This window comes from Mesorhizobium sp. M1182, assembly GCF_040318335.1.
Taxonomy (GTDB): Bacteria; Pseudomonadota; Alphaproteobacteria; order Rhizobiales; family Rhizobiaceae; genus Mesorhizobium.
On record NZ_JAMYMD010000005.1, the window covers coordinates 30,222 to 53,577 of the forward strand.

At 61.8% G+C, this 23,356-nt stretch carries 26 protein-coding genes; 10 read left to right on the top strand and 16 right to left on the bottom strand.

Translation table 11 applies throughout. From position 1 onward, the window contains the following. The first annotated feature begins 137 nt into the window (after positions 1-137). The 7 genes from NKH33_RS08620 (at position 138) to NKH33_RS08650 (ending at position 7,820) form a co-directional block, all read left to right on the top strand. Complete coding sequence (locus tag NKH33_RS08620; RefSeq protein ID WP_352452117.1) at positions 138-401, top strand: hypothetical protein; 264 nt, start codon at positions 138-140, stop codon at positions 399-401. 245 nt (positions 402-646) lie between these two features. Beyond that, on the top strand, positions 647-3,208 hold the full coding sequence (locus NKH33_RS08625) for a GcvT family protein (RefSeq protein ID WP_352918927.1): 2,562 nt from the start codon (positions 647-649) through the stop codon (positions 3,206-3,208). A 146-nt stretch (positions 3,209-3,354) separates the two neighbouring features. Then, positions 3,355-4,179, top strand: coding sequence for a site-2 protease family protein (locus NKH33_RS08630; protein WP_352918929.1), 825 nt, complete (start codon positions 3,355-3,357; stop codon positions 4,177-4,179). 100 nt (positions 4,180-4,279) lie between these two features. After that, positions 4,280-5,128: a DUF1194 domain-containing protein gene (locus NKH33_RS08635; protein WP_352918931.1), complete on the top strand. Its 849-nt coding sequence runs from the start codon at positions 4,280-4,282 to the stop codon at positions 5,126-5,128. Positions 5,129-5,242: 114 nt separating this feature from the next. Next, positions 5,243-6,193: an ABC transporter substrate-binding protein gene (locus tag NKH33_RS08640; protein ID WP_352452114.1), complete on the top strand. Its 951-nt coding sequence runs from the start codon at positions 5,243-5,245 to the stop codon at positions 6,191-6,193. A 71-nt stretch (positions 6,194-6,264) separates the two neighbouring features. Further along, a complete protein-coding gene (locus tag NKH33_RS08645) occupies positions 6,265-7,041 on the top strand; it encodes an ABC transporter permease (protein WP_352539653.1) in 777 nt (258 codons plus the stop codon). After that, the gene (locus NKH33_RS08650; RefSeq protein ID WP_352500960.1) at positions 7,038-7,820 is read left to right on the top strand and encodes an ABC transporter ATP-binding protein; all 783 of its coding nucleotides are present in this window, start codon (positions 7,038-7,040) and stop codon (positions 7,818-7,820) included. The genes NKH33_RS08645 and NKH33_RS08650 overlap by 4 nt, the downstream gene beginning before the upstream one ends. A gap of 10 nt (positions 7,821-7,830) precedes the next feature. On the opposite strand, the gene NKH33_RS08655 is transcribed toward NKH33_RS08650, so the two are convergent. The 4 genes from NKH33_RS08655 to NKH33_RS08670 form a co-directional block, all read right to left on the bottom strand. Then, on the bottom strand, positions 7,831-8,004 hold the full coding sequence (locus NKH33_RS08655) for a type II toxin -antitoxin system TacA 1-like antitoxin (protein WP_352470283.1): 174 nt from the start codon (positions 8,002-8,004) through the stop codon (positions 7,831-7,833). 57 nt (positions 8,005-8,061) lie between these two features. Beyond that, positions 8,062-9,000: a GlxA family transcriptional regulator gene (locus tag NKH33_RS08660; protein ID WP_352501106.1), complete on the bottom strand. Its 939-nt coding sequence runs from the start codon at positions 8,998-9,000 to the stop codon at positions 8,062-8,064. 350 nt (positions 9,001-9,350) lie between these two features. Continuing rightward, positions 9,351-9,485, bottom strand: coding sequence for a hypothetical protein (locus NKH33_RS08665; RefSeq protein WP_013894968.1), 135 nt, complete (start codon positions 9,483-9,485; stop codon positions 9,351-9,353). 335 nt (positions 9,486-9,820) lie between these two features. Then, the gene (locus tag NKH33_RS08670; protein ID WP_352452109.1) at positions 9,821-10,006 is read right to left on the bottom strand and encodes a hypothetical protein; all 186 of its coding nucleotides are present in this window, start codon (positions 10,004-10,006) and stop codon (positions 9,821-9,823) included. 229 nt (positions 10,007-10,235) lie between these two features. On the opposite strand from NKH33_RS08670, the gene NKH33_RS08675 reads away from it, so the two are divergent. Continuing rightward, positions 10,236-11,135 carry a LysR substrate-binding domain-containing protein gene (locus NKH33_RS08675; protein ID WP_023676521.1) on the top strand — a complete coding sequence of 300 codons (900 nt, stop codon included), beginning with the start codon at positions 10,236-10,238 and terminating at the stop codon, positions 11,133-11,135. A gap of 6 nt (positions 11,136-11,141) precedes the next feature. Here NKH33_RS08675 and NKH33_RS08680 read toward each other — a convergent pair whose 3' ends face one another. The 10 genes from NKH33_RS08680 to NKH33_RS08725 form a co-directional block, all read right to left on the bottom strand. Beyond that, positions 11,142-12,125 (bottom strand): alpha/beta hydrolase, encoded by a 984-nt coding sequence (locus NKH33_RS08680; RefSeq protein ID WP_352500958.1) that lies wholly within the window; start codon positions 12,123-12,125, stop codon positions 11,142-11,144. Between the two features lie 268 nt (positions 12,126-12,393). Then, positions 12,394-12,576, bottom strand: coding sequence for a hypothetical protein (locus NKH33_RS08685; RefSeq protein ID WP_352500957.1), 183 nt, complete (start codon positions 12,574-12,576; stop codon positions 12,394-12,396). 186 nt (positions 12,577-12,762) lie between these two features. After that, positions 12,763-14,832 carry an ASKHA domain-containing protein gene (locus NKH33_RS08690; RefSeq protein ID WP_023676517.1) on the bottom strand — a complete coding sequence of 690 codons (2,070 nt, stop codon included), beginning with the start codon at positions 14,830-14,832 and terminating at the stop codon, positions 12,763-12,765. Between the two features lie 113 nt (positions 14,833-14,945). Next, positions 14,946-15,920, bottom strand: coding sequence for a methyltetrahydrofolate cobalamin methyltransferase (locus NKH33_RS08695; RefSeq protein WP_023676516.1), 975 nt, complete (start codon positions 15,918-15,920; stop codon positions 14,946-14,948). 80 nt (positions 15,921-16,000) lie between these two features. Further along, on the bottom strand, positions 16,001-17,092 hold the full coding sequence (locus tag NKH33_RS08700; protein WP_352918933.1) for a methylenetetrahydrofolate reductase: 1,092 nt from the start codon (positions 17,090-17,092) through the stop codon (positions 16,001-16,003). Next, positions 17,089-17,712, bottom strand: a complete 624-nt coding sequence (locus NKH33_RS08705) for a methylenetetrahydrofolate reductase C-terminal domain-containing protein (RefSeq protein ID WP_352766913.1) — start codon at positions 17,710-17,712, stop codon at positions 17,089-17,091. Before NKH33_RS08705 ends, NKH33_RS08700 begins: the two co-directional genes overlap by 4 nt. Continuing rightward, entirely contained in the window at positions 17,705-18,007 is a 303-nt protein-coding gene (locus NKH33_RS08710; RefSeq protein WP_352470289.1) for a virulence factor, read from the bottom strand. Before NKH33_RS08710 ends, NKH33_RS08705 begins: the two co-directional genes overlap by 8 nt. A 235-nt stretch (positions 18,008-18,242) precedes the next feature. Beyond that, on the bottom strand, positions 18,243-19,154 hold the full coding sequence (locus tag NKH33_RS08715; RefSeq protein WP_352679959.1) for a fatty acid desaturase: 912 nt from the start codon (positions 19,152-19,154) through the stop codon (positions 18,243-18,245). A 43-nt stretch (positions 19,155-19,197) separates the two neighbouring features. Then, a complete protein-coding gene (locus NKH33_RS08720; RefSeq protein WP_352679962.1) occupies positions 19,198-19,980 on the bottom strand; it encodes a formyl transferase in 783 nt (260 codons plus the stop codon). A 78-nt stretch (positions 19,981-20,058) separates the two neighbouring features. Beyond that, a complete protein-coding gene (locus tag NKH33_RS08725; protein ID WP_352681615.1) occupies positions 20,059-20,634 on the bottom strand; it encodes a DUF4893 domain-containing protein in 576 nt (191 codons plus the stop codon). A 122-nt stretch (positions 20,635-20,756) separates the two neighbouring features. On the opposite strand from NKH33_RS08725, the gene NKH33_RS08730 reads away from it, so the two are divergent. Next, complete coding sequence (locus tag NKH33_RS08730) at positions 20,757-21,680, top strand: NAD-dependent epimerase/dehydratase family protein (protein WP_352918936.1); 924 nt, start codon at positions 20,757-20,759, stop codon at positions 21,678-21,680. 8 nt (positions 21,681-21,688) lie between these two features. Here the strand turns inward: NKH33_RS08730 and NKH33_RS08735 are convergent, their stop codons facing one another. Continuing rightward, positions 21,689-22,318, bottom strand: a complete 630-nt coding sequence (locus NKH33_RS08735; protein WP_352918938.1) for a DUF1638 domain-containing protein — start codon at positions 22,316-22,318, stop codon at positions 21,689-21,691. A 64-nt stretch (positions 22,319-22,382) separates the two neighbouring features. Between NKH33_RS08735 and NKH33_RS08740 the strand changes: the two genes are divergently transcribed. Next, positions 22,383-22,523, top strand: a complete 141-nt coding sequence (locus tag NKH33_RS08740; protein ID WP_023676507.1) for an entericidin A/B family lipoprotein — start codon at positions 22,383-22,385, stop codon at positions 22,521-22,523. Between the two features lie 81 nt (positions 22,524-22,604). On the opposite strand, the gene NKH33_RS08745 is transcribed toward NKH33_RS08740, so the two are convergent. Next, positions 22,605-23,303 (bottom strand): cobalamin B12-binding domain-containing protein, encoded by a 699-nt coding sequence (locus NKH33_RS08745; protein ID WP_023676506.1) that lies wholly within the window; start codon positions 23,301-23,303, stop codon positions 22,605-22,607. Between the last annotated feature and the right edge of the window lie 53 nt (positions 23,304-23,356).

The following is a 23,356-nucleotide window of genomic DNA, read 5'->3' on the forward strand; positions in this document are numbered from 1 at the left end:
AAGCCTTCGGAAACCAATTGCGGCATGAATGCGGCATTCAGTTGCCGTTCAGCTTGCATTGCATATAAGCTCACCTGCAAACGGCGAGAATGCCTTGCGAAATGCAACAGAGGCGGTGGCAACACCGATACTGCAAAATGTGGAAGTCTCTCGTCGCCGCCGTCGCTTTTCTGGCCGTGGGCGGCTCGGCCCATGCCGCCAGCGCGGTTAACAAGGACGCCGAGACCCGCACGCTGATCGTGACGGAAGGCGGCGGCAAGACCGAGTTGGCGCTGGCCGCTGGCGAAACCGTGGAATTTTGCCCGAGCGGCTGTTTTGTTACCTTGCCGAATGGCGACCTCGAGGCGCTGACCGGTTCGGAGACGATTGAGATCTCGGGCGGCGTTGCGCGCATCAAGTAAAGTCGACGCCATGATTTTTGAAGGCCGGGCAAACGCCCGGCCTTTTATTTGCTTCCGGTAATCGGCGATGAAGGTATGCACTTTTCTTCGAAGCTGCGCAGGACGAGCTCTAGCAGCGCCTTCGGTCTAACTGCATTCGACGGGCTGGTGGCGCGGGCTTTTTTGGCGATGTCGCAAACAGGCTGCAAGCGCGGCGCCGCGCCGCCCTATAGTCTGCTCGCAATAGCATCTTGGAGTCGCGGGCAATGGCAGGGTTTCCGGAAAAGGCGAAGGTCGTCATCGTCGGGCTGGGCGGCATCGTCGGCGCATCGGTCGCCCATCACCTGATCGAGCGCGGATGGGACGATATTGTCGGCATCGACAAATCGGGCATCCCGACGGATATCGGCTCGACGGCGCACGCTTCCGACTTCTGCTACACGACCAGCCATGATTTCCTGTCGTGCTGGACGACGCTCTATTCCATCGATTTCTACGAAAAAATGGGTCACTACGCGCGCATCGGCGGCCTCGAGGTCGCCCGCGTCGGCGACGACGCCCGCATGGCGGAGATCAAGCGCAAGATCGCCTCGGCGAAGGCCTTCGGCACACGCGCCCGCCTGATCGATCCCGCCGAGATCAAGGAAAAATTCCCGCTGATCGAAGAACAGATGGTACAGGGCGGCCTGTGGGATCCCGACGCCGGCCTCGTCATCCCGCGCTCGCAGACCGTCGCCGGCAAGCTTGTCGATCAGGCGGAAGCTTCCGGCAAACTCAGGGCGTTTGCCAATACGTCGGCCAGGTCGCTCGTCATCGAGAACGGCCGCATCAAGGGCGTGGTGACCGACCGCGGCACCATCGAGGCCGACTATGTCGTGGTCTGCACCGGCATCTGGGGACGGCTGATCGCGGAAATGGCGGGCGAGGACCTGCCGGTCATGCCGATCGACCATCCGCTTACCTTCTTCGGGCCGTACACCGAGTTCGCCGGCACCGGCAAGGAGATCGGCTGGCCGCTGCTGCGCGACCAGGGCAACTCGGCTTACATGCGCGATACCGGCGACCCCAAGACCGCCGAAGGCGGGCAGATCGAATGGGGTTATTACGAAGAGACCAATCCGCGCCTTTGCCATCCGCGCGATATTCTCGAGAAAAACGAGGCGCGGCTTTCGCCGTCGCAACGCGATCTCGACATGGAGCAGATCCTGGCGCCGCTCGAGCGCGCCATGGAACTGACGCCGATCCTGGGCGAGCTGGGCTACAATGAGAGCCATTCCTTCAACGGCCTATTGCAGGTGACGGCGGACGGCGGCCCCTCGATGGGCGAAAGCCAGAAGGTCAGGGGCCTCTGGTATGCGGTGGCGATTTGGGTCAAGGACGGCCCCGGCATGGGCAAGCTCATCGCCGACTGGATGACGGACGGCCGCACGGCGATCGACCACCACGCCATCGACTATTCGCGTTTCTATCCGCACCAGACGAAAGAACAGTTCATCTGGGATCGCTGCACCGAAACCGCTATGAAGGTCTACAACCCAGCGGTCCATCCACGCGAGCCCTTCTCCAAGGCTCGCAATGTCCGCCGCTCGCCCTTCTGGGAGCGCGAGAAGGAACTCGGCGGCTATTTCATGGAACTCGGCGGCTGGGAGCGCGCCCATGGCTACGCCGCCAACGAGCATCTGCTCGAGAAATACGGCAACCGGGTGCCGGTGCGCCAAAACGAATGGGATAACCGCCACTTCTGGCGTGTCTCGAACGCCGAGCATCTCGCGATGAGCGAGGATTGCGGCATCGTCAACCTGTCGCATTTCGCCATGTACGACGTGGAAGGCCCGGACCATGTCGCGCTGATGGAATGGCTGTGCGCGGCAAAAATCGGCGGTGACGGCAATATAGGCAAGGGCATCTATACCCATTTCCTCGACGAGGAAGGCATGGTGCGCGCCGACCTGACCGTCATCCGCATGGCCGGCCGCTGCCGCGTCATCGACGGCGCCGATGCCGGGCCGCGCGACTTCCAGTACATGCGCCGGACGGCAGAGGACAAAGGCTTCGACGTTAGCGTCACCGATGTGACCGAGAGATATGTGACCGTCGGCATCTGGGGTCCGAACGCGCGGGCGACATTGAGCAAGTGCGTGGAAAACCCCGATGGGCTGACGCCGGAGAATTTTCCCTTTGCCGCGATCAAGCCCGTCAGGATCGCCGGCAAGGACGTGACCGCCTTCCGCATCTCCTATGTCGGCGAGCAAGGCTGGGAACTGCACATGCGCTACGAGGACGGTCTGGCTGTCTGGGACGCGCTGCGGTCGACCGGCGTGATGGCCTTTGGCGTCGAGACCTATGCCAACAGCCGCCGCATGGAGAAGAGCCTGCGCCTGCAGAATGCGGACCTGTTGACCGAATACAATCTGCTGGAAGCCGACCTTGCCCGTCCGAAAGTCAAGGAGGCCGATTTCTGCGGCAAGGCAAAGCATCTGGAATATCGCGCCCGGGTGCATCAGCCGGCCATGCTTTGCACGCTTATCATGACGGACAATACCGATTCCAATGGCGTTCCCCGCTATCCGGTCGGCACGATGCCGGTGATGGACCCGCAAACCGGTGAGACGCTCGTCGACGAGCTCGGCCGCCGCTCCTTCACGACTTCGGTGGCCTATGGTCCGACCCTCGGCAAGAACATCGCGCTCGCCTACCTGCCCTGGGCGTATTGCCAGGAGGGCCGCAAGCTGAGCGTCGAATATTTCGGCGAGAAGTACCCGGTCGAAGTGGCCGCCGTCGGCTACAGGCCGCTCTACGACCCGGAGAACCTCAATCCGCGCAGCTAAGCGTTGCTTGCCTGCCGATTCTCCACACAGGCAAGCCGAGCAGTGCCAGCAGGACCCTGAATGCAGAAGCCCGATTCATTGTCGGGCTTTTCGCTTTGTGGAGCGATGATTCTCGCTTACCGTCGCGCTGCGATTGGGGGGTGCCTTTGCGGCGGATCGGCTGGGACAGAAAAAACGATGCGCTTGTGTTTCAGCTGAACCGGAATATCCCGGTTCGCGTCAGCTGGACCTTCGCAATTCCCATTGTGCTGCCCTTCCTGAACGAGTGGGCGAGCCGACCCAAGGATGCACTGATCCATACCTCTATCTTTGCAGCGCTTCTGTTTGCGTCGATATTTCTGCACGAACTGGCACACGCCTGGATCGGACGCCGACAAGGCGTCGCCACCGACAGGATAGAATTATATCTCTTCGGCGGGCTCACGCGTTTCAAACGCGCCGCAGCGCCATCGCCTGCCTGGGCGCGGATTGCGATAGCGGGTCCCCTGGCGAACATCGCGCTCGCCGCGTTTTTCGATGCGGCCTATTATCTGGTTTTTGGAGAACTCATCCCAGTTGTGCCCGAAAGGCCATTCGGGTGGCTGCCGTCAAGGTCGGCCGGTCCTCTGGAATGGACGCTTTGGATTGGCGCATTATTGAACGTGTCACTTATCATTCTCAACATCCTGCCCGCCTACGATCTGGATGGCGGCGTGATTGCAAGACATTTGTTCCTGAGACGCTTCGGCGTCCGCCGGGCCGCGCAGATCGTCGGCATGTGCGGCATCGTACTTTCAATTCTGCGTTTTGCGATCATCTTGCCTGCCGCGGTTGCAGGTATTCTGTTGTGGCTTCCGCCGTCATTCAAGCCGAACTGGAGGGCAGCGCGCGGAGTCGGTGCTAGAAAACCGAAGCCGGACCCATTCTCCGAGACGGATGTCGAGAAGGCCGTGGAGTGGCGGGGACGGGGCGGGCACCGCATCTACAAATGAAATTCGCTTTCCGGCGGTTCGCAAGAATGTGACCGGATGAGCCCGGCTCTTCACCGGGCTTTTCTCTTTGTCGATCGGCGATTTTCGCTTACCGTGCGGCATGTCTGGTTTTGCCCGTGCAAGACATCTCGTCTCGGGTGCCGCCGCGCTGGCGTCGGTGCTATGGCTGACTGCAAACTCCCGCGCCGCCGAGCCGGTCGACGTCGAACTGGTGCTGGCAGTCGACGTTTCGCTGTCCATGTCGCCGGACGAGCTCGAAATCCAGCGTCATGGCTACGCGGCGGCGCTGACGCATGACGATGTCCTGCGGGCAATCGGCGAAGGCGCTCATGGCAAGATTGCCGTCACCTATGTCGAATGGGCTGGCGCGACCTGGCAGCAGGTCGTGGTGCCGTGGACGGTGATCGCCAATCGTGCCGACGCCGAGCGGCTGGCAGCGCAGCTTTCCGCTCATCCGCCGGCCAGTGCCAGGCGCACCTCGATCTCCGGCGCGCTGGAATTCGCCAGCGATCTCTTTGCTGAAAGCGGCTTCCAGGGCGTCAAGCGGGTGATCGACATTTCGGGTGACGGCCCCAACAACCAGGGCGCACCTGTCGATATCACCCGCGACGCCGTGATCAAGCAAGGCATCACCGTCAACGGCCTGCCGCTGATGACCAGGGGCGGGTTCAGCAGCGCTTACGATGTCAACAATCTCGACCGCTACTACAGCGACTGCGTCATCGGCGGGCCGGGCTCCTTCATGATCCCGGTCAATGACTGGACGCAGTTTCCGGAGGCCATCCGCCGCAAGCTGGTGCTGGAGCTTGCCGGTCCGGCCTCGCCGCAGCGAGCGGCGGAAGAGGCGGCGCATCCGCCATTGGTGCTGGCACAGGACATCCCCGTCACCGACTGCCTAGTCGGCGAAAAAATGTGGCGCGACCGCAGCTGGATGTACGACAGCCGCTGATGGCGGAGTTTGCTGTCGATGGTGACATACCGCAGTGCAGCATCTGCTTCATTGACAAGCCTGCGGGCGTCTGTGACACAATTCCGCATCCGAACACATTAAAGGGGAACCGACATGAACAGGATCGGAATTCTTGCCGCAAGCTTGACGCTTGCCGTCGGATTGTCCGCGCCGGCGATGGCCGCCACATCGGTCAGCATCGGCATCAGTGGGTGGACCGGCTTTGCGCCGCTGACGCTCGCCAAGCAGGCCGGCATCTTCGAAAAGCACGGCCTCGACGTCACCTTGAAGAAGGTGCCGCAAGCCAGCCGGCCGCTCGCCATCGCCAGCGGCGACCTGCAATGCGCCGCCACCACGGTCGAGACCTGGCTGGTCTGGAACGCCAATGGCGTGACGACCAAGCAGATATTCCAGCTCGACAAATCCTACGGCGCCGACGGCATCGTCGCCCGCAACGACATCAAGACCGTCGCCGATCTCAAAGGTAAGTCGGTCGCGTCTTCGGCGCCGGGCACCTCGCCCTATTTCATGCTGGCCTGGGTGCTCAACAAGAACGGCATGTCGACCAAGGACGTGACGGTCGTCAACCTGGAGCCGGATGCGGCGGCGCAGGCGTTTCTCGCCGGCCAGAACGATGCGGCGGTCACCTATGAGCCGTTCATCTCGGCGGTGCGCGAAAAGTCCGACCAGGGCCATATCCTTGTCACCACTCTCGACTATCCGATGGTGCTCGATACGGTCGGCTGCACGCCGGAGTTCCTCAAGGCCAATCCGGATGCGGGCAAGGCGCTTGCCGACAGCTATTTCGAGGCACTCGACCTGATCAAGAGCGATCCGGCGAAATCCTATGAGACGATGGGTGCCGACGTGAAGCAGTCGGCCAAGGAATTCGAAGAGTCGGCCAAATACCTGAAATGGGCCGACAAGGCTGAAAACAAGCAGTTCTTCACCAAGGAATTCCAGGACTTTTCCAAGACCGCTGGCGAGCTTCTGCTGCAGATGGGTTTGATCAAGGAAGCGCCTGACGTCTCGACGTTGGCCGACACCAGCGCCGTCGCCGACTAACCGCCAGGATTGTCGCCCGGCGGCGGCGCGTGCGCCGCCGCTTTTTCATTCAGATCAGAGGACGGTCGAAGATGCCGCGCCCCTTGCATCCGGTCTCGCCGGGCATTCGAACCGTGCTCGGCATTTCGTTCTTCGTGCTGTTCGTGGCGTTCTGGGCGTGGATCACGCTTGGCGGCCACGTCAATCGCATTTTCCTTGCCGATCCGCTGTCGATGGTGAGAGACGGCTGGCGGCTGCTGGTCGAGGACCGCTTCTGGCTCGACATCCTTATCACCATCTGGCGCGTCTTCGGCGGGTTCCTGATGGCGGCCATCGTTGCCGTGCCGCTCGGCATCTTGATGGGTGCCTGGAAGCCCGTGGAGGCGTTCCTGGAGCCGTTCGTCTCCTTCGCCCGCTATCTGCCGGCATCGGCCTTCATCCCGCTGCTCATCCTGTGGGCGGGCGTTGGCGAGCTCGAAAAACTGCTGGTGATCTTCGTCGGCTCGGTGTTCCAGATCATTCTGATCATCGCGGTCAAGGTCGGCGGCACACGGCGCGACCTAGTCGAGGCGGCCTACACGCTTGGCTCGTCCGACAACGGCATCGTGCGGCGCGTGATCATGCCGGCCAATGCGCCGGAGATTGCCGAGACCCTGCGGCTGGTGCTCGGCTGGGCCTGGACCTATGTCATCGTCGCCGAGCTGATCGGCTCGTCGTCGGGCATCGGCTACATGATCATCAACAGCCAGTCGCGGCTGGCGACAGGGCAGATCATCTTCGGCATCATCGTCATCGGCCTGATCGGGCTGTTGTCCGATTTCGCCTTCAAGGCGCTCAACCGTTGGCTGTTTCCATGGAGCCTGGCGTGAGCAAGCTGCTCATCGAAGGCGTCTCGCGCACCTTCGCCGGTGTCGGCGGTGGGCAGCCGGTCAAGGCGCTGATGCCGATCGATCTGGCGGTCGCCGCCAACGACTTCATCACCATCCTGGGGCCATCCGGCTGTGGAAAGTCGACACTGCTCAGGATCGTCGCCGGCCTCGAAGCGCCGAGTGGGGGACGTGTTCTGCTCGACGGCAGGGTGGTGGACCGGCCCGGTCCAGACCGCGGCATGGTTTTCCAGTCCTATACGCTGTTTCCGTGGCTGACGGTCGCCGAGAACATCGCCTTCGGCCTGCGCGAACGTGGAATGGCCGAGCACGAGCGCAGCGAGATCGTCGCTTCTTACGTCGATCTCGTCGGGCTGAGAGGTTTTGAAAACCATTGGCCGAAGCAGCTTTCCGGCGGCATGCAGCAGCGCACCGCGATTGCCCGGGCACTGGCCAACGATCCGGAGATCCTGCTGCTCGACGAGCCGTTCGGCGCGCTTGACAACCAGACCCGCGGGCTGATGCAGGAACTGCTTCTCGGCATCTGGGAGCGCCGGCAAAAAACGGTGCTGTTCGTCACCCACGACATCGAGGAGGCGATCTTCATGGCGTCGCGCGTGGTCGTGATGACGGCACGGCCGGGCCGCATCAAATCGGACGTTGCCGTCGACCTGCCGCATCCGCGCCACTACACGCTGAAGACCAGCCCGGAATTTTCGGCGCTGAAAGCGCGGCTGACGGAAGACATCCGCGTCGAGGCTATGCGCACGGCGCAGGTATAGTCGCCGCAACCTACACTCGACCGCGACCGGAAAAGATGCTCGGTTCGCTCAACAGGCGCTTTAGGCGTGGAAGGTCGCGCGTAGGGGCGTCCATTGCCGCCATGAACGCGGCCCATTTTTCTGCATCGAGGCGGAAGCTGTGCGGGTCGGCCGGTTTTTCGGATAGGCTCGAACTCGTGGTCATGCGACATCTCTCGATGCGGAATATCACACTTCGCCGGTCCTCTGCTGATTTGCCAGATCAAGCCGCCAGAAGCTGCTTGCGGTCGACGCGTTCCTGTTGCGGCGAGCGGGCGTACAACTCGCGATAGCATTTGGAGAAATGCGAGGCGGAAACAAAGCCGCAGGCGACCGCCACTTCGACCACCGGCAACGACGACTGGATCAGCAGGTGCCGGGCGCGGTCGAGGCGGATCTCCAGATAGTAACGGGCAGGGGAGCGCCCCATCTCGGTGCGGAACAGGCGCTCAATCTGCCGGCGCGACAGGTCGACATGATCAGCGACCTCGATCAGCGAGAGCGGCTCGGAGAGATTGGCTTCCATCAGCTCGATAATGGCCAGAACCTTGGAATTCTGCACGCCAAGGCGGGCGCGCAGCGGCAGGCGCTGGCGGTCGGTCGGGCTGCGCACGCGATCAGTCAGCACCTGCTCGCAGACGCGGTTGACGAGGCTTTCGTCGAAATCGTCGCCGATCAGCTTCAGCATCATATCGAGCGCGGCGGTGCCGCCGGCGCAGGTGTAGATGTTCTGGTCGATCTCGAAGAGGTCGGCGAAGACATTGGCCTTGGGGAACGCCTCGGAAAAGCCCGGCAGGTTCTCCCAATGGATGGCGCAGCGCTTGTTGGACAGCAGGCCTGCGGCGGCCAGGATATGCGCGCCAGTGCACAGGCCGCCGACGGCAACGCCGCGATTGTACTCCTCGCGCAACCAGGCAAAGGCCGATTTGTTCTGGTAGCGCTCGACATTGATGCCGCTGCAGACGATGGCCATGTTCGGCCGGTCCGGTCCGGACATTTTCTTGCGCTCTTCCTCTAGCGAGGTGTTGACGGCGCATTCGACGCCGTTCGAGGCGCGCACCGGCTTGCCGTCGATGCTGGCGAGCCGCCAGCGATAGGCTTCATAGCCGAGCATGCGGTTGGCCGAACGCAACGGGTCGAGCGCCGTCGCGAAGGCGATCATGGTGAAATCGGGGACCAGGAAGAATACGAACGATCGCCGGATCGGGTGCTTTACGACATTCACGGGTAGATCCTCACGCTGCAATGGCGCGAACAGGATGTCGCGATTAGCACAGCGACATCAGGAAAGACGTTTCCTGTCAATTGGCTAGACGGCAACGGAGCGACTTTATTTGCGACACGGGTCGCAAATGGGCGATCGCTATGCGGCGAAGGACGCGACATGCCGCCGGATCGACCAACCGAGCCTATGCAGTCTGCGCACACGAAAACGCCGCCTCGGCAAAACCGAAGCGGCGCTGGATCGACTTCGAAGCAGCGCAAGGCTGCTTCCGCCGGGATTGCCGCGTCTCAGGCGACGAAGCCGAGGCGCGCGGCAGCCATGGCACCGGTCTGGCCAGGCATGGTGTTGGCCAGGCGCTGGCGCTCGAGCGCGGTCGTCAGGTTCATTTCGCGACGGGCAAAGAGGCGGGCAAAAAGCTTCATGATCATCTCCATTCGGTTGCTCAGACGGGTCGCCTTCGCTTGATGGAGTGGGGCAGCTCGTTTGTTGATGATGATATAGGCTTACGTGAGGGGAAACTAAATCGCAAAAGCGAAGCACTTGATATGAAAAGCGACACGGAATGCGACAAATTTGGGCATTCTGCCCAGGATTTTCGATTATTTACAATGCGTTGATTGCCAGTGCGGGCTGCTATGCGACTTGCTCATATGCGGCATGCGACGGCGACATGGCTCGGGAAAATCATTGGAGTACAAACAAAAAGGCCTGCCGGGCTGATCTGCGCGGCAGGCCTTCAGCTGTTGATACACACGGTTTACTTTGCTCCAGCCCACGATCCCACACCATGGCGAGTGCCGGCCTTGGCATCGGCAGCTTCGGGCCAGCCGATATCCTTCTGCAGTTCAATCGGTAGCGCGCGGATGGCGCGTTCCGTCTGGTAGCGGGCACGGGCCTCGCTGAACTCGGTCGCGATCCGACCGATGGATGACAGGATAGACATCTCATTCTCCTTCGCGTTGGGCCGGGTCGTCCCTGCGCTTGCAGCGTCAGGCGGTACACCGGCTTTGTTTCAGCTTCATTTCGTGTCGATTGCAGGTCCGTGTCATGGTTGTTTCGGGACCACTTCGATGCGTCCTGCCTCCGACCGAGTTGACTATCCTCCCAAACTGATGTTCAATCAAACGAAATGGAATGATGGTTTGCATCAGAAAAATTGAAGGCCGCTTGCCATGAACGCCCCACTCAATCATCCGCTGCCGCTGCTCGATCTCGATGTTCTGCGCACTTTCGTCGCAATCGCCGAGACCGGCAGCTTCACCACTGCGGCCAATGCGGTCTTCCGCACGCCGTCGGCCGTCTCGATGCAGATCAAGAAGCTGGAGGACATTCTCGGCCGCTCGGTGTTCGCGCGCGACGCCCGTTCGGTGACGCTGACCACCGATGGCGAGATGCTGCTCGGCTATGCGCGCCGGCTGCTGTCGATCAATCGCGAGGTGGTGTCGAAGTTCATCATTCCAGACATTGTCGGCGTGGTGCGGCTCGGCTCGCCGGACGATTACGGCGAACGTGTGCTGCCGCATGTGCTGAAGCGGTTCGCACAATCGCATCCATCTATCGCGGTCGACGTCACCATCGACCAGAGCGTCAATCTGCGCCGGCGCATGGACGACCGGGCGCTCGACATCACGTTGCTCACCAACTCGTACAAGACCAGCGCGATCGGCGCCGAAGTGCTGCTCACCGAGCCGATCGTCTGGGCCGGTGCCAAGGGCGGTTGCGCGCATCTGCGTGAGCCGCTGCCGGTCTCATTGTGGGAAGAGGGCTGTGCCTGGCGGGCAGGGGCATTGGAGGCGCTTGGCCGCGAGGGCCGCAACTACCGTATCGCCTATATGAGCGCACACACGGCCGGCCAGCGCGCCGCGATCATGGCGGATCTTGCGGTGGCGCCGCTGCCGAAATCGTTCCTCGGCAGCGATATGGTCGAGCTGTGCCCGAAGGACGGCATGCCTGACATCGGCACCTACAATCTGGCCATGGTGGTGACGCCGGACGCCAGCGCTCCAGTGAAGGCAGTCGCCGACCATATCCGCGCGACGTTTGAGATGTTCAGGGAAACTGGGAAGTTCTGAGCCAAACTACGACCTGAGCGGCGCAACCAGATCGCGAGGCGTTCCGTCGCGGTCTGCCCTTTGCAGCGACAACTCTCCTGCCTTGGCATGATAACTGTCAGTTTCGTTGGTCAAGAAGGCCACTATGCTGTCCCGCGCGCGACGCGCCTCCGGCATGTCGATCAACGGCCAGACATGGAACATGCCTTGCTCGTGGACGACCTCAATTTCGACGCCGGCCGCGCGTGCCTTTTCCGCGAAAATCAGATTGTCGGGGGTGAGCAGATCGCGTGAACCGGTCAGCAGCAGCGTTTTGGGCAGCACCGACAGGTCGCCGTAAACCGGGCTGATGCGCCAGTCGGTGGGATCTATGCCGGCGCTGTAAAGCCGGATCGCCTCGCGGCCGCCGGCAATGCCCAGCCACGGATCGTTGCGTTCGGCCTCATACATTTCTGGGTTGGCGAGCGACACGTCGAGACCGGGCGAAATCAGCACGTGGCGTGATGGCAAGGGCAGGCCGTCTTGCGCAGCCATCATGGTCAGCACGACGGCCATGTTTCCGCCGGCGGAATCGCCCATGAAGATGATATCATTCGCCCTGGTTTCGCCGAACATCTGGCGGTAGACGGCGCCGACCATGCCGAACATGGCGTGAAAATCGTGTTCGGGAGCAATGGGATAGATCGGCACGGTGATACCGAACCCGAGGCGGTCGGCCATGTCGGCGATCAGCCGCCAATGATAGGGTGTGATTTCAAAGACGTAAGCGCCGCCGTGCAGGTAGAGAATCCGCCTCCGCTCACCAGCCTGGGGAGCGATCTCGTAGACGGGAAAGCCGTTGATCGTGCGGGTTGTGATCTCCAGGCGTGACCACAGCGACGCAGGCGGCTGATGGTTTTCCGTCTTGCGCGCATAGGCGATCCAGCGCTGCAGGTTCTCGGGGCTGGAAAACGCCTTCTTGCGGCTGTACCTGAGGACGAACGACACGACGTGGCTTTTGAGACTGGGCATGCAGATACACGGACTTCGGCTGAGCCGACTAAGAGAACCCCCGACTATTTCGAAGATTGTGTCGCCACCAAAAAAGTCAAGATTGATGCAATCTCAATACGGTCGTTTGATCCCAGCTGTCGACAAAGCGTCCGGCCATGAAGTCTCTGGCCTACCGGTGCAGCTCAACGCCGCGGCAGCAACGCGGCGCGCAGCCAATTGCTGGGTGCAGCCGGAGCCGCATTGCGGCTCCGGCGAATACCGAGCAGCTTGCATTTGTCGATGAATTTCATCCGCGCTGCGTGCCCCATCCGACCGCAAGCTGCCTTTCGCTCGAACGCGGCGACACCGGCCAGCCAATGTCCTTTTGGATCTCAGGCGGCAAGCTGTTGAGGATGCGCAGCGACTTGCGCGCTTCGCGTGTTTTCTTGAAGGCCGCACCATAGCGGCCGAAGCTTTCGAACATCGACATCTTGATCTCCTTGGAGCGTTGCGGTGGCCGAAAACTGTTTCCGCCGGCCGTTCGATGCCGGTTAAATGCTCCGCCTATGTATCTGGCGGATTTCACGAAAACGCGATTTCGTTTCCAGATCGGCGCGATCTGGAAACATTTGCATACAAATGAAAATGGAAGTTCTGACAGCCTGGCGGAGGCGAGTCATCCCCGCCCGCGCCGCGCGGCATGGCCTTCGCGCGAACGCCGCCGCGGGGCAGCGTCGCCGGCAATGCCGTCTTCGCTCACCGTCTTGCGCGGCGGCAGTTTCACCGCCGCCGACAGCTTGGGAAACGGGTCGATCTTGTTCGGGAGCGCCATGGCATAAACGAAATGTTCCTGGAATTTCGGCTCCAGCGCCGTCTCGATCTTCTCGATCTTGCTAACGGTTTCCTCGATCTCGCGGCGATAGCCACGGTTCAACAGCGCCATGCGGGCGCCGGCGCCGGCCGCATTGCCAACGGCCGAGACCTTGTCGAGGTCGCAATCCGGAATCAGGCCCAGCACCATTGCGTATTTCGGGTCGATGAACGAGCCGAATGCGCCGGCGAAGTGGATGCGGTCGACATGATCGGTGTGCTGTTTTTCCATCAAAAGCTTGGTGCCGGCATAAAGGGCGGCCTTGGCAAGCTGGATAGCGCGCACATCAGTCTGGGTGATGGTGATCTTGGGCTCGCCTTCCTTCAGCACATAGGAGAAGGTGCGGCCATTGGCGACGACGCGGGGCGAGTGGCCGCTCAGCGATCCATCGACGACGCCGTCCTCGGAGATGATGCCGGCGAGATACATCTCGGCGACCACCTCGATGATGCCGGAGCCGCAAATACCGGTGACGCCGGTCGCCTGCACACTGTCGAGGAAGCCCGGCTCGTCGGACCAGAGTTCCGAGCCGATGACGCGGTATTTCGGTTCCAGCGTTTCAGGATCGATGCGGACGCGCTCGATGGCACCCGGTGCGGCGCGCTGGCCACCGGAGATTTCCGCACCTTCGAAGGCCGGGCCAGTTGGCGATGAGGCCGCCACGACCCGCTGGCGATTGCCGAGCACGATCTCGGCATTGGTGCCGACATCGACGATCAGCATCATCTCGTCCTGGCGGTGCGGCCCTTCCGACAGCGTCACTGCGGCAGCGTCCGCGCCGACATGGCCGGCAATGCAAGGAAGCATATAGAGCCTGGCGCCCTGGTTGAGCTTCAAACCGATATCCGATGCCTTGATGTGCACGGCGCCGGAGACGGCTAGCGCGAAGGGGGCGCCGCCGAGCTCGGTCGGATCGATGCCGAGGAACAGATGGTGCATGATCGGATTGCCGACGAACACGGAATCCAGGATGTCGTTGCGCTGGACGTTGCCTTCGGTGCAGACCTTGTCCACAAGCCCCGAAATGGCCTCGCGCACGGCGACCGTCATGCCTTCGCGGCCGTCCGGGTTCATCATCACGTACGAGACACGGCTCATCAGATCCTCGCCGAAGCGGATCTGCGGATTGGATGTGCCCGACGAGGCGGCGACGCGGCCCGACAGCAACGACACCAGATGCATGGCGATCGTGGTCGAGCCGATATCGCAGGCAAGTCCGTACGCCTCGTTCTTGAGGCCGGGCCACAAAGCGATGACCCGTGCGGTCTCGCTGTCGGTGTCCTTGTGGATGGCGGCGGTCGCGGTCCAGTTGCCTTTGCGCAAAATGCCTTGCACCTGCGGCAACAGATGGAAATCGAAATCGAGGCTCTTGAGGCCCCAGTCCTTCATCAGCGCGATCTTCAGACGGTCGAGGTCGCCGAGCGGCTTGTGCATGTCGGGTTCTTCGATCTCGACATAGCACATGCGGATTGCCGCATCGCGGGCGATGACCCTGGTGTCGGCGTCCTTGCGAATGGTCTGCGCGTTGATGACGGTGTCCTGCGGCACGTCGACGACGAGATCGCCGAGAATCTGCGCCGAGCAGGACAGCCGGCGGCGCTCGGGCAGGCCGCGTACGCGCTCGTAGCGCTCTTCCTTGGCGCCCTTGGGCGAGAGGTGATCGTTGGAGGAAACGATCTTGTGCTTGGCGAAATTGCCTTCCTGCACCTCGATCTGGCAACGCCCGCAAGTGGCACGCCCGCCGCACACGCTCTCGACGTAGACACCAAGCTGGCGCGCGGCGTCCAGAACGGGCGTGCCGACCGGAAACCGCCCGCGCTTGCCCGATGGCATGAACAGCACGAGCGGATCGGTGATGTTGACGGGAGAGTTCATACGTTCCAGACTTTACTTTTTACGCAGCTCGGGTCTTGGCTACGGCAGCGATGCCGCTATGTCTCGGTTCCTCCCCAGTCCTAGGCCCCATATCGTGTCGGCCAAGACCTGGCTCAACCCCGGGCCATACGCGCTTCGCGGCCGCCGCGCCTGCGTCCGCCATTGCCATTGCCATCGCCCGGCGCGTTGACCTGCGTCCGGGCGGCAACGGCCTGGCCGCCTTCAGCAGGCTTGTAGTCCTTGTAGGTCCTGATCCAGTTGGTGCAGTTCTCGTCGGTGCCGTTCAGCACGTTGGCGCCACGCACCGCTTCCATTTCCTGCGGCCGCACCGGGTTCATGATCGCCGAGGTCATGCCGGCGCCGATCACCATCGGGATGAAGGCGGCGTTGATGCCATGACGGTGCGGCAGGCCGAATGAGATGTTGGAGAGGCCGCAGGTGGTGTTGACCTTGAGCTCCTCGCGCAGCCGGCGTAGCAGGGCAAATACCTGGCGGCCGGCATCGCCCAGCGCGCCGATCGGCATGACCAGCGGGTCGACGACCACATCATGCGCCGGAATGCCGAAGTCGGCACAGCGCTGAACGATCTTCTTGGCGACGGCGAAGCGCACATCGGGGTCCATCGAAATACCGGTCTCGTCGTTGGAAATGGCGACGACGGGAACGTTGTATTTCTTGATCAACGGCAGGATGGCTTCGAGCTTTTCCTCCTCGCCGGTGACGGAATTGACCAGCGGCCGGCCCTTGGCGACCTTCAGCGCCGCTTCGATTGCCGCAGTCACGGAGGAGTCGATCGACAACGGCAGGTCGACCAGGCCTTGCACGATCTCCAGCGTCTGCACCAGCAGCGCCGGCTCGGTGGCGTTGGGATCGACTGCAGTGACGCCGGCATTGACGTCGAGCATGGTCGCCCCACAGGCGGCCTGTTCCAGCGCATCCTTGATGACGGTCTCAAAATTGCCGGCGATCATTTCGGCGGCCAGTTTCTTACGGCCGGTCGGGTTGATGCGCTCGCCGATCACGCAGAAGGGCTGATCGAAGCCGATGATGATTTCTCGTGTCGCCGAGGCGACGATGGTGCGGGTCATGAAATCTCTCCATCGTGATATAAAGAGTTCTTTATATCGTTATCTGTTTCTGATCAAGCGAATGCTGACGATTCGCGCTGTCAATGCGCGGTCTTGACCATGTCGACCTGGGTTTCAGTGAGGTCGTCATGCAGTATGTGGTCGAGCCGGTCGGCAACGAGCTGGTCGTCGCGGCGGATTTCGCGTTTCCACGGCCGGCGACCCTTCAGCACGCCGGATTCGTCGACGATCTCAGCGACGTATTCTTCCTGGCGATAGGCCATCACATGGACGCCGGACACACCGGGAATTTCCTTCACCTCATTGATGATGTCGATGCAGAGCTGCTTGCCTTCCTTCTTCTGATCCTGAGCGCCTTCCAGGCGCTTGACGATCTGATCGGGAATGTGAATGCCCGGTACGTTGGAGCGGATCCATTTGGCCGTCTTGGCCGAGGCCAGCGGCCCGACGCCGCACAGGATGAAACATTTCTCGGTATAGCCGAGATCGCGGACCTCCTGCATGTAGGTGCGGAACATCGGTACGTCGAAGCAGTACTGGCTCTGCACGAACTGTGCCCCGGCGGCGATCTTCTTGCCCAGCCGATAGGGCCGGAAATCGATCGGCGGCGCAAACGGGTTGATCGCCGCGCCAAGGAAAAGCTGCGGCGGGGTCGTGAGTTTGCGGCCGGACAGGAATTTGCCGTTATCGCGCATAACGCGGCAGGTTTCGAGCAGCGACATGCAGTCGAGATCGAACACCGGCTTGGCGCCGGGCTGGTCGCCGGCCTGCACGCCGTCGCCGGTCAGGCACAGCATGTTGGCGACGCCCATCGCAGCACCCCCAAGCACGTCGCCCTGGATGGCGATGCGGTTCCGGTCGCGGCAGGCGATCTGCATGATCGGGGCATAGCCCATGCGGGTCAGCAGCGCGCAGATGCCGACCGACGACATGTGGCAGTTGGCGCCGGAAGCGTCGACGGCATTGATGGCGTCGACCCAGCCGTCGAAAATCCTGGCGCGGTTGTAGACGTCTTCCGGATCGGCGCTGTCGGGCGGATTGAGCTCGGTCGTCACTGCGAACTCGCCGCGCCTGAGGACGCGTTCCAGCCGGCCACGCGAGGTGTGGCCGGGCAGGGGATCGAGCGGCAAATGGATGCCGGCCGGATTCTCGTCTGGCTGACGGCCGATCATGCCGATGCTCCGGTCTTCGTAGTATTCCGGGCCGCATTGCGGGCGGCCGCGGCCTGCGCGGTGACCCGCAGCCAGGCGGAAGTTTCGCGCAAGGACTGATCCACCGGCTTCTGCACTTCCAAAATCTTGTCGCCATGCACCATGTTCCGCGAGCCTTCCCAGGCTTTGACCCAGACGCAAGGCATGTCAGGCTCGACCTCGCAATTGCCGTTGGCGCGGACACCGCCGCAAGGGCCGTTGCGCAATTGTTTGGGGCAGTTCATCGGGCACGACATGCCGGTCGAGGAAAGAATGCACTGGCCGCACATGCGGCAGTCGAACATGAAGCCCTTGACGCGCTTTTCGACGAATTTCACGGGCCCTTCGACACGGCTGTAGCCGATGCCCTTCCACAGCGGATGGAGGAGCAGGAACATGTCGGCGAATTTGCCGTAGAACCATTCGAGCAGCCGCGAATGCCGCACAGACCAAAGGCGCACCGCGAAAGAGCGCTGCACACGCCGCTGTGGCGACACGTCGGCCGGCTTGTAGTCGGATTTCGGCGCCGCCTTCTTGACGATGGTCGCCTGGGTTACGCCGGCTCGAGCCGTCGTCGCCGGCATTGATTGGGGATCAGACATTCTCTTTGCCCCCCGCCTTGACCAGAGCGACCAGCCGCTCACGGTCGTATTTCGCATCAAGTTCCTGAAGAGCCTTCTCGGCCTCGGCTTCAAGATCGTCACTGACCGGGAGGGGTTCTGCCTTGTGCCATTCGGCAAGATAGTCGTCGGTGCCGCCAGCGCCGGTGCGCATGGCGCACATGTCGATCGCCTCGGTGAAGCGCAGCGGCAGTTCGCGCTTGGCGTTCTGCCGGCCCTTCTTGACGATGACCTGGGCGGGGATGTCGCGCCAGTAGACGACGATCAGATCGGCCATAATTTCCTGCTCCTGCAGAGCGCCGTGCGTCCAATCGGACGCACAAACGATGCTCTACCATTTAAGTCCGCTGCATCGTGCTCTCCGAAGATCGATTCCGATCTTTTGGCCAATGCAGTGGTTTCGAGCATTGCCGGAAGCGCTGTTGGGCTGCTTGTTATGGGACGACGCGGGGGCCTTCAAAAGCGACGCAATCGACGGCCGCGGTTGAAAGCGGAGTTTCTTCCAGCACTGGTCAGCCGGCGCGGCCATCGTAGCTGCCGACCAGCTTCCTGTGGAAGCGCACGTAACCTCGTTCGGTCGTGCGTAAATGCTCCGCGACGATGTCATGGAAGCGCGGCAGGCGGTGGAAGGGAACGGCCGGATAGGAATGGTGCTCGGAATGGTACGGCATATTCCAAGCCACGAAGCGCACCAGCCTTGTGGTGAAGGTGGTGCGGGTGTTCTCGAGCATGTTGGCGACATGTGGGCACAACGCGTGCTCGGCCAGCAGGTAGGCACGCAAAAACGGCTGTCCGACCAGCACCGGCACGATCCAGACCCACAACAGCAGCGCCGACTGCGCGGCGAGCGATGCGGCCAGCAATGCCGCATAGCCGATCAGGAACTGCCGTGCTTCGGCAACCACCTTGCCGCGGCGCTTTTCCGGCACAAAGCCGTCGCGGTTGCGGCCCGCCGCATTGGTTGCGATCACACGGCCCATGGCGATCCAATAGGGGCCGCCTGACAGATAGCGCAGATATTGGCTGATGGTCTCCGGCTTCGGGGCCATCAGTTCGGGGTCGTTGTCCGGGTCGTGCGTATGGCGGTGATGGGCGAAATGGAAATAGCGGAACCATGCCGGCGGCAGCAGGATAAGGAAGCCGGCCACGGCGGCGATGGTGCGATTGAGCCGCGCCGTTCTGAACGCAGTTTCATGGATGGTCTCGTGCAACGGCGTGAAGAAGAAGACGATCAGGATTCCCTGCGGCAAGACGAGCGCGGGCCAGAACGGGATGCGAGCGGCGATCAGCGCGCCTAGCAGGATAACCAGCCCGGCATGGACCGCCAGCCGGACAATGCCTGGCCGGTCAACCCTGGCGGTGAGGTCGCGACGGTCCTCGACCGAAAGGCCGGCAATGATGGTGCGGTGGTCGATGTCGCTCATGATGCAATGTTAGTGGCGGGTGGCTGTCCGGTAAATCGGCGCGTCACCAGACGCCGTTCCTTATCCCCGTCCAGAGATAAAACCATATCGTCGGATGATACCATTGTGTCGAAGGTAGGCCGGGATCCACCGTGCCGAGCTTGCCGGCCAGCGCATCCCTGACCGCTTCGACGCAGATGTCGCGCGAGAAGGCCGCCTGCCGCAACGCGTAGCTCGAAACTGTGTCGCCGGGCTGCGGTTTGCCACGCGTCTGCCGCAGCACGCCGCCAGTGTCGACGCCGGCGTCGACCAGATGCACGGTGGTGCCGAAGTTCTCCGCATCGCCTGAAGCCAGCGCCCAGTAACCGCCGTTCATGCCACGATATTTCGGGGCGATGCCGGCATGGTAGTTGAGGACCGGGCAAGGGATTTTCGCCAGCGTCTGCCGCGACAGCAAGCGGCAGCCGGCGAGCAGCACCACACCCGGCTGGATTTCCGCAATCGCCTGCAGGCACTCCGGCGCGTTGGCCGACGAGACATAAATGATCTTTTGCCCAGGCTTCGGTTCGGTTTGCAGCTTCTGCCCGGCGGCAAGCCGTGCTGCGTGGCCGGCGAAGAAGCGCTTGCCGAGGCGCGTCAGCACCATCGTGCCGAGTTGACCGATGGCCGAGGTCCAGCCTTGCCGCCGCGCCCGCGCGAGGAGCAATTGCTTTTTGGATTCAGGAGCTTCGAGGATGACGCTGACCGGGCCGAGTTGATCGGCGAGGGCGTTGACGATCGCCCAGATATGCGGGCCGCCTTCGGTGACGACGACGATCGGCCGTTGGTTTGTTTTCGACAGTGCCATGCTCTGCGACTCCCCGCAAAGAACCTGTTCTTTGCGCGCGAATGCTAGGCTGACCGGGTTAACCCCTGGTGATCGGGCTCAGCGCTTGAATTCGAGGATATCGAGCTTCGATTCGTAATAGGGCGCCGGGAACTCGATGCGCCATTCACTGGCGCTGTTGCGGAAGGCATAGCCGACCTGATCGCTTTCCGGGCCGCTGCCGTAGGGCTTTGCCGGATCGTCGTTGACGTGGAAGGAACCGAGATAGATCGCGCGTTTCTCGCCATCGTCGAAGAAGCGGCCCTTGGTGCGCTGCGAGCCGGTGATCTTTTCCAGTCTCCAGCCGGAACCGTCGTCGCTCACCTTGCATTTGAACCAGCCATAGATGACGAGCGGGCCCAATCCGCCGGCCTTGATGGTGCGGCATTGCCATTTGCCGGTCAGGTCCCTGTCAGAGAAGGGAACCAGCGGCTTTGCCAGCAAGGCGGCGAGCTGCTTGACCTCGGCGGGATCGCCGGCCCTCGCCTCGTTAAGCGCTGCCTTGCGCGTCTCGCCATATTTGTTGAGCCGCGCCTTGTCGGCAGCCGTTATCAGCTTCTGCACCTCGCCATCGGCGAACGCGGGCATGGTCAAGCAGAGGACAGTTGCTGCGGCAAACATGAGGCGAGCGATCATCGGTGGCGTTTCCCTTTTGATGGCTGGAGCAGGCTGTTTTCTCGTCTGGCGCATACCTTAATGTTTCGCCGTGTTCTGTCATCCGTGCCTGAGCATCGACAGCAGAAACGAGGTGCAAAAGAATGCGGATCTTGCTGACGGGATCGTCCGGTTGGCTGGGCAGCGCCTTGGCGCCGCGCCTGCGGGCTCTTGGTCATGACGTCACCGGCCTCGATCCCGCCCCATCCTCGGAAACGCGAATCGTCGGCTCAGTCGCCGATCGCGACCTGGTCATGAGGGCGGTCGAGGAGAACCGCATCGAGGCCATCATCCATAGCGGCGCGCTGCACAAGCCTGACATCGAACGTCATCGCAACGAGGATTTCGTCGAGACGAATGTGCGCGGCACGCTCAACCTGCTCGATGCGGCAGCAGCTTTTGGCGTTCAGCGCTTCGTGTTTACGTCGACGACATCGCTGATGATTTCCGAGTCCATCCGCACCGGCTTCACCGGCGGGGCGCGCAAGGCGGCATGGCTGACGGAAGACATGTCGCCTGAACCGCGCAACATCTACGGCGTCACCAAGCTTTCAGCCGAACAGCTCTGCCGGCTCAATCATTTGCAGTTCGGCCTGCCGGTGATCGTGTTGCGCACCGCCCGGTTTTTTCCCGAGGCGGACGACATGGCGCACGTGATCGAACAGTCGGATGCCAACACCAAGGCCAATGAGCTGTTGTTCCGCCGGCTGACGGTGGAGGACGCAGCCGACGCCCACATCGCTGCCCTGGAGAAAGCGCCGCAATTGGGCTTCGACACTTTCATCATCTCGGCACCGACGCCTTTCCAGCCCGAAGATTGCGCGGCCTTGATCGCCGACGCGCCGTCGGTCGTCGCGCGCTATTTTCCGGATTATCCGGCACTCTACACGAAGAAAGGCTGGACGATGTTTTCGTCGATCGACCGGGTCTATGATGCGTCGCGGGCGAGGGACCGGCTGGGTTTCGTCTGCAAGACGAGCTTTGCAGATGTGCTCGCCGGGCTCGAAGCTGAAGAAGACTTTGCCTAGAAATATCGTCAAGCCAGGATTGCAGCGCTGGCCAGTTCCTTCGTCAGGTCACCATAGCCGGTCGAGCGCCGCTCATAAGCGAGGCCGAGCATTTTCGCCGCCTTTTCGGCGACCTTGTCGAGTTCCGGGTCGTCGGTCTGGGCGATATAGATCAGCTTCTCGTAATTGCCGAAATAGTCCTTGATCAGCTCCGGGTGCTTGTCCAGACCGAGCGGCTTCATGAAGAAGGCATCGAATTGCCGGCAGAGGAAATCGGTCATGTAGAACGACATCATGTCGTCATCGGCGACCTTCGCATAGGCATCCATGCCCTGGTAGAAAGCAAAGCAATGCGGCCCGGCCATGCGCTCGACGCCATGCTTCTCGCAGATCCGATCGAGCAGGCCACCCGTGCCGCAATCGGCATAGCCGACGAAGATGTGTCTGTAGCCGTCGGTCTTGGCCTTCTCGATAGCCTTGTCCATGGCCGGCGCGATGCGGTCCGGATAGAAATGGAACTCCGCCGGCAGGCAAGTCAGGTCGAGATGGTCGAGCCCGAGCTGCTCCTTGACCGCCAAAACTTCGCGCGCAATCATTCCGCAGGCGATGACGAGCAGCCTGTCGCCTTGATCGGATCGTCGTTTTCGCGCGGTAGTCATGGAACCAGTCTAATCCATCTTCGTTGCTGTCCAGCGAATTTATATGCTGAGGGAGACACCATTCATGAAATTGTTCCGCGTTGCGCCAATCGCTATTCTCGCCTGCGCCTTGGCTGTTTCGGCCTGCGCCAACACGGTGCGCGGCGTCGGTAAGGATATCAAATCCACTGCGAAGGCTGTTGACGATACCGTCAAGAAACCCTGATCCGCACAGCTCTAAACATTTGGGAATAAAAAAGCCGCACTGCAAGGCGCGGCTTTTCTCGTCGGTGCCGGATTTATTGGCTCAGGCCGAAGCGCGGACGTTGTGCTTGCGCTTCATGAAGTCCTTGGCGGTCTCGACTGCCACCGCGGCGTCGCGGCAATAGGCGTCGGCGCCGACGGCTTTGCCGAATTCCTCGTTGAGCGGTGCGCCGCCGACCAGTACGACATAGTCGTCGCGAATGCCTTTTTCCTTCATCGTATCGATGACGACCTTCATGTAAGGCATGGTCGTCGTCAGCAGGGCCGACATGCCGATGATGTCGGGCTGGTGCTTTTCGATGGCATCGAGATATTTTTCGACCGCATTGTTGATGCCGAGGTCGATGACATCGAAGCCGGCGCCTTCCATCATCATGCCGACCAGGTTCTTGCCGATGTCGTGGATGTCGCCCTTGACGGTGCCGATCACCATCTTGCCCTGCTTCGGCGCGCCTGTGGCGACAAGCAGCGGACGCAGGATGAACATGCCGGCCTTCATCGCGTTGGCCGACAGCAGCACTTCGGGAACGAACAGGATGCCGTCGCGGAAATCCTCGCCGACGATACGCATGCCCTCGACCAGAGCCTCGGTCAACACCTTGTAAGGCGCCCAGCCGCGCTCGAGAAGGATATTGGTGCCTTCCTCGATTTCTTCCTTCAACCCGTCATAAAGATCGTCGTGCATCTGCTGCACCAACTCGTCGTCGGAGAGTTCCGAAAGGATGATCTCGTCGTCGGCCATTTTTTCTCAGGCTCCTTGCCGGCTACAACTATCGCGGCAGCTTAAAAATATCG

Bases quoted from the DNA above. Each gene is read 5' to 3' on its own strand.
- NKH33_RS08655 (WP_352470283.1), bottom strand. From the start codon at position 8,004: ATGACCACGAGTTCGAGCCTATCCGAAAAACCGGCCGACCCGCACAGC.
- NKH33_RS08640 (WP_352452114.1), top strand. From the start codon at position 5,243: ATGAACAGGATCGGAATTCTTGCCGCAAGCTTGACGCTTGCCGTCGGA.
- NKH33_RS08705 (WP_352766913.1), bottom strand. From the start codon at position 17,712: ATGTCTGATCCCCAATCAATGCCGGCGACGACGGCTCGAGCCGGCGTA.
- NKH33_RS08680 (WP_352500958.1), bottom strand. From the start codon at position 12,125: ATGCCCAGTCTCAAAAGCCACGTCGTGTCGTTCGTCCTCAGGTACAGC.
- NKH33_RS08675 (WP_023676521.1), top strand. From the start codon at position 10,236: ATGAACGCCCCACTCAATCATCCGCTGCCGCTGCTCGATCTCGATGTT.
- NKH33_RS08620 (WP_352452117.1), top strand. From the start codon at position 138: ATGTGGAAGTCTCTCGTCGCCGCCGTCGCTTTTCTGGCCGTGGGCGGC.
- NKH33_RS08695 (WP_023676516.1), bottom strand. From the start codon at position 15,920: ATGACCCGCACCATCGTCGCCTCGGCGACACGAGAAATCATCATCGGC.
- NKH33_RS08700 (WP_352918933.1), bottom strand. From the start codon at position 17,092: ATGATCGGCCGTCAGCCAGACGAGAATCCGGCCGGCATCCATTTGCCG.
- NKH33_RS08720 (WP_352679962.1), bottom strand. From the start codon at position 19,980: ATGGCACTGTCGAAAACAAACCAACGGCCGATCGTCGTCGTCACCGAA.
- NKH33_RS08710 (WP_352470289.1), bottom strand. From the start codon at position 18,007: ATGGCCGATCTGATCGTCGTCTACTGGCGCGACATCCCCGCCCAGGTC.
- NKH33_RS08735 (WP_352918938.1), bottom strand. From the start codon at position 22,318: ATGACTACCGCGCGAAAACGACGATCCGATCAAGGCGACAGGCTGCTC.
- NKH33_RS08670 (WP_352452109.1), bottom strand. From the start codon at position 10,006: ATGTCTATCCTGTCATCCATCGGTCGGATCGCGACCGAGTTCAGCGAG.
- NKH33_RS08745 (WP_023676506.1), bottom strand. From the start codon at position 23,303: ATGGCCGACGACGAGATCATCCTTTCGGAACTCTCCGACGACGAGTTG.
- NKH33_RS08725 (WP_352681615.1), bottom strand. From the start codon at position 20,634: ATGATCGCTCGCCTCATGTTTGCCGCAGCAACTGTCCTCTGCTTGACC.
- NKH33_RS08685 (WP_352500957.1), bottom strand. From the start codon at position 12,576: ATGTCGATGTTCGAAAGCTTCGGCCGCTATGGTGCGGCCTTCAAGAAA.
- NKH33_RS08625 (WP_352918927.1), top strand. From the start codon at position 647: ATGGCAGGGTTTCCGGAAAAGGCGAAGGTCGTCATCGTCGGGCTGGGC.
- NKH33_RS08645 (WP_352539653.1), top strand. From the start codon at position 6,265: ATGCCGCGCCCCTTGCATCCGGTCTCGCCGGGCATTCGAACCGTGCTC.
- NKH33_RS08660 (WP_352501106.1), bottom strand. From the start codon at position 9,000: ATGATCGCCTTCGCGACGGCGCTCGACCCGTTGCGTTCGGCCAACCGC.
- NKH33_RS08690 (WP_023676517.1), bottom strand. From the start codon at position 14,832: ATGAACTCTCCCGTCAACATCACCGATCCGCTCGTGCTGTTCATGCCA.
- NKH33_RS08635 (WP_352918931.1), top strand. From the start codon at position 4,280: ATGTCTGGTTTTGCCCGTGCAAGACATCTCGTCTCGGGTGCCGCCGCG.
- NKH33_RS08665 (WP_013894968.1), bottom strand. From the start codon at position 9,485: ATGAAGCTTTTTGCCCGCCTCTTTGCCCGTCGCGAAATGAACCTGACG.
- NKH33_RS08715 (WP_352679959.1), bottom strand. From the start codon at position 19,154: ATGAGCGACATCGACCACCGCACCATCATTGCCGGCCTTTCGGTCGAG.
- NKH33_RS08740 (WP_023676507.1), top strand. From the start codon at position 22,383: ATGAAATTGTTCCGCGTTGCGCCAATCGCTATTCTCGCCTGCGCCTTG.
- NKH33_RS08730 (WP_352918936.1), top strand. From the start codon at position 20,757: ATGCGGATCTTGCTGACGGGATCGTCCGGTTGGCTGGGCAGCGCCTTG.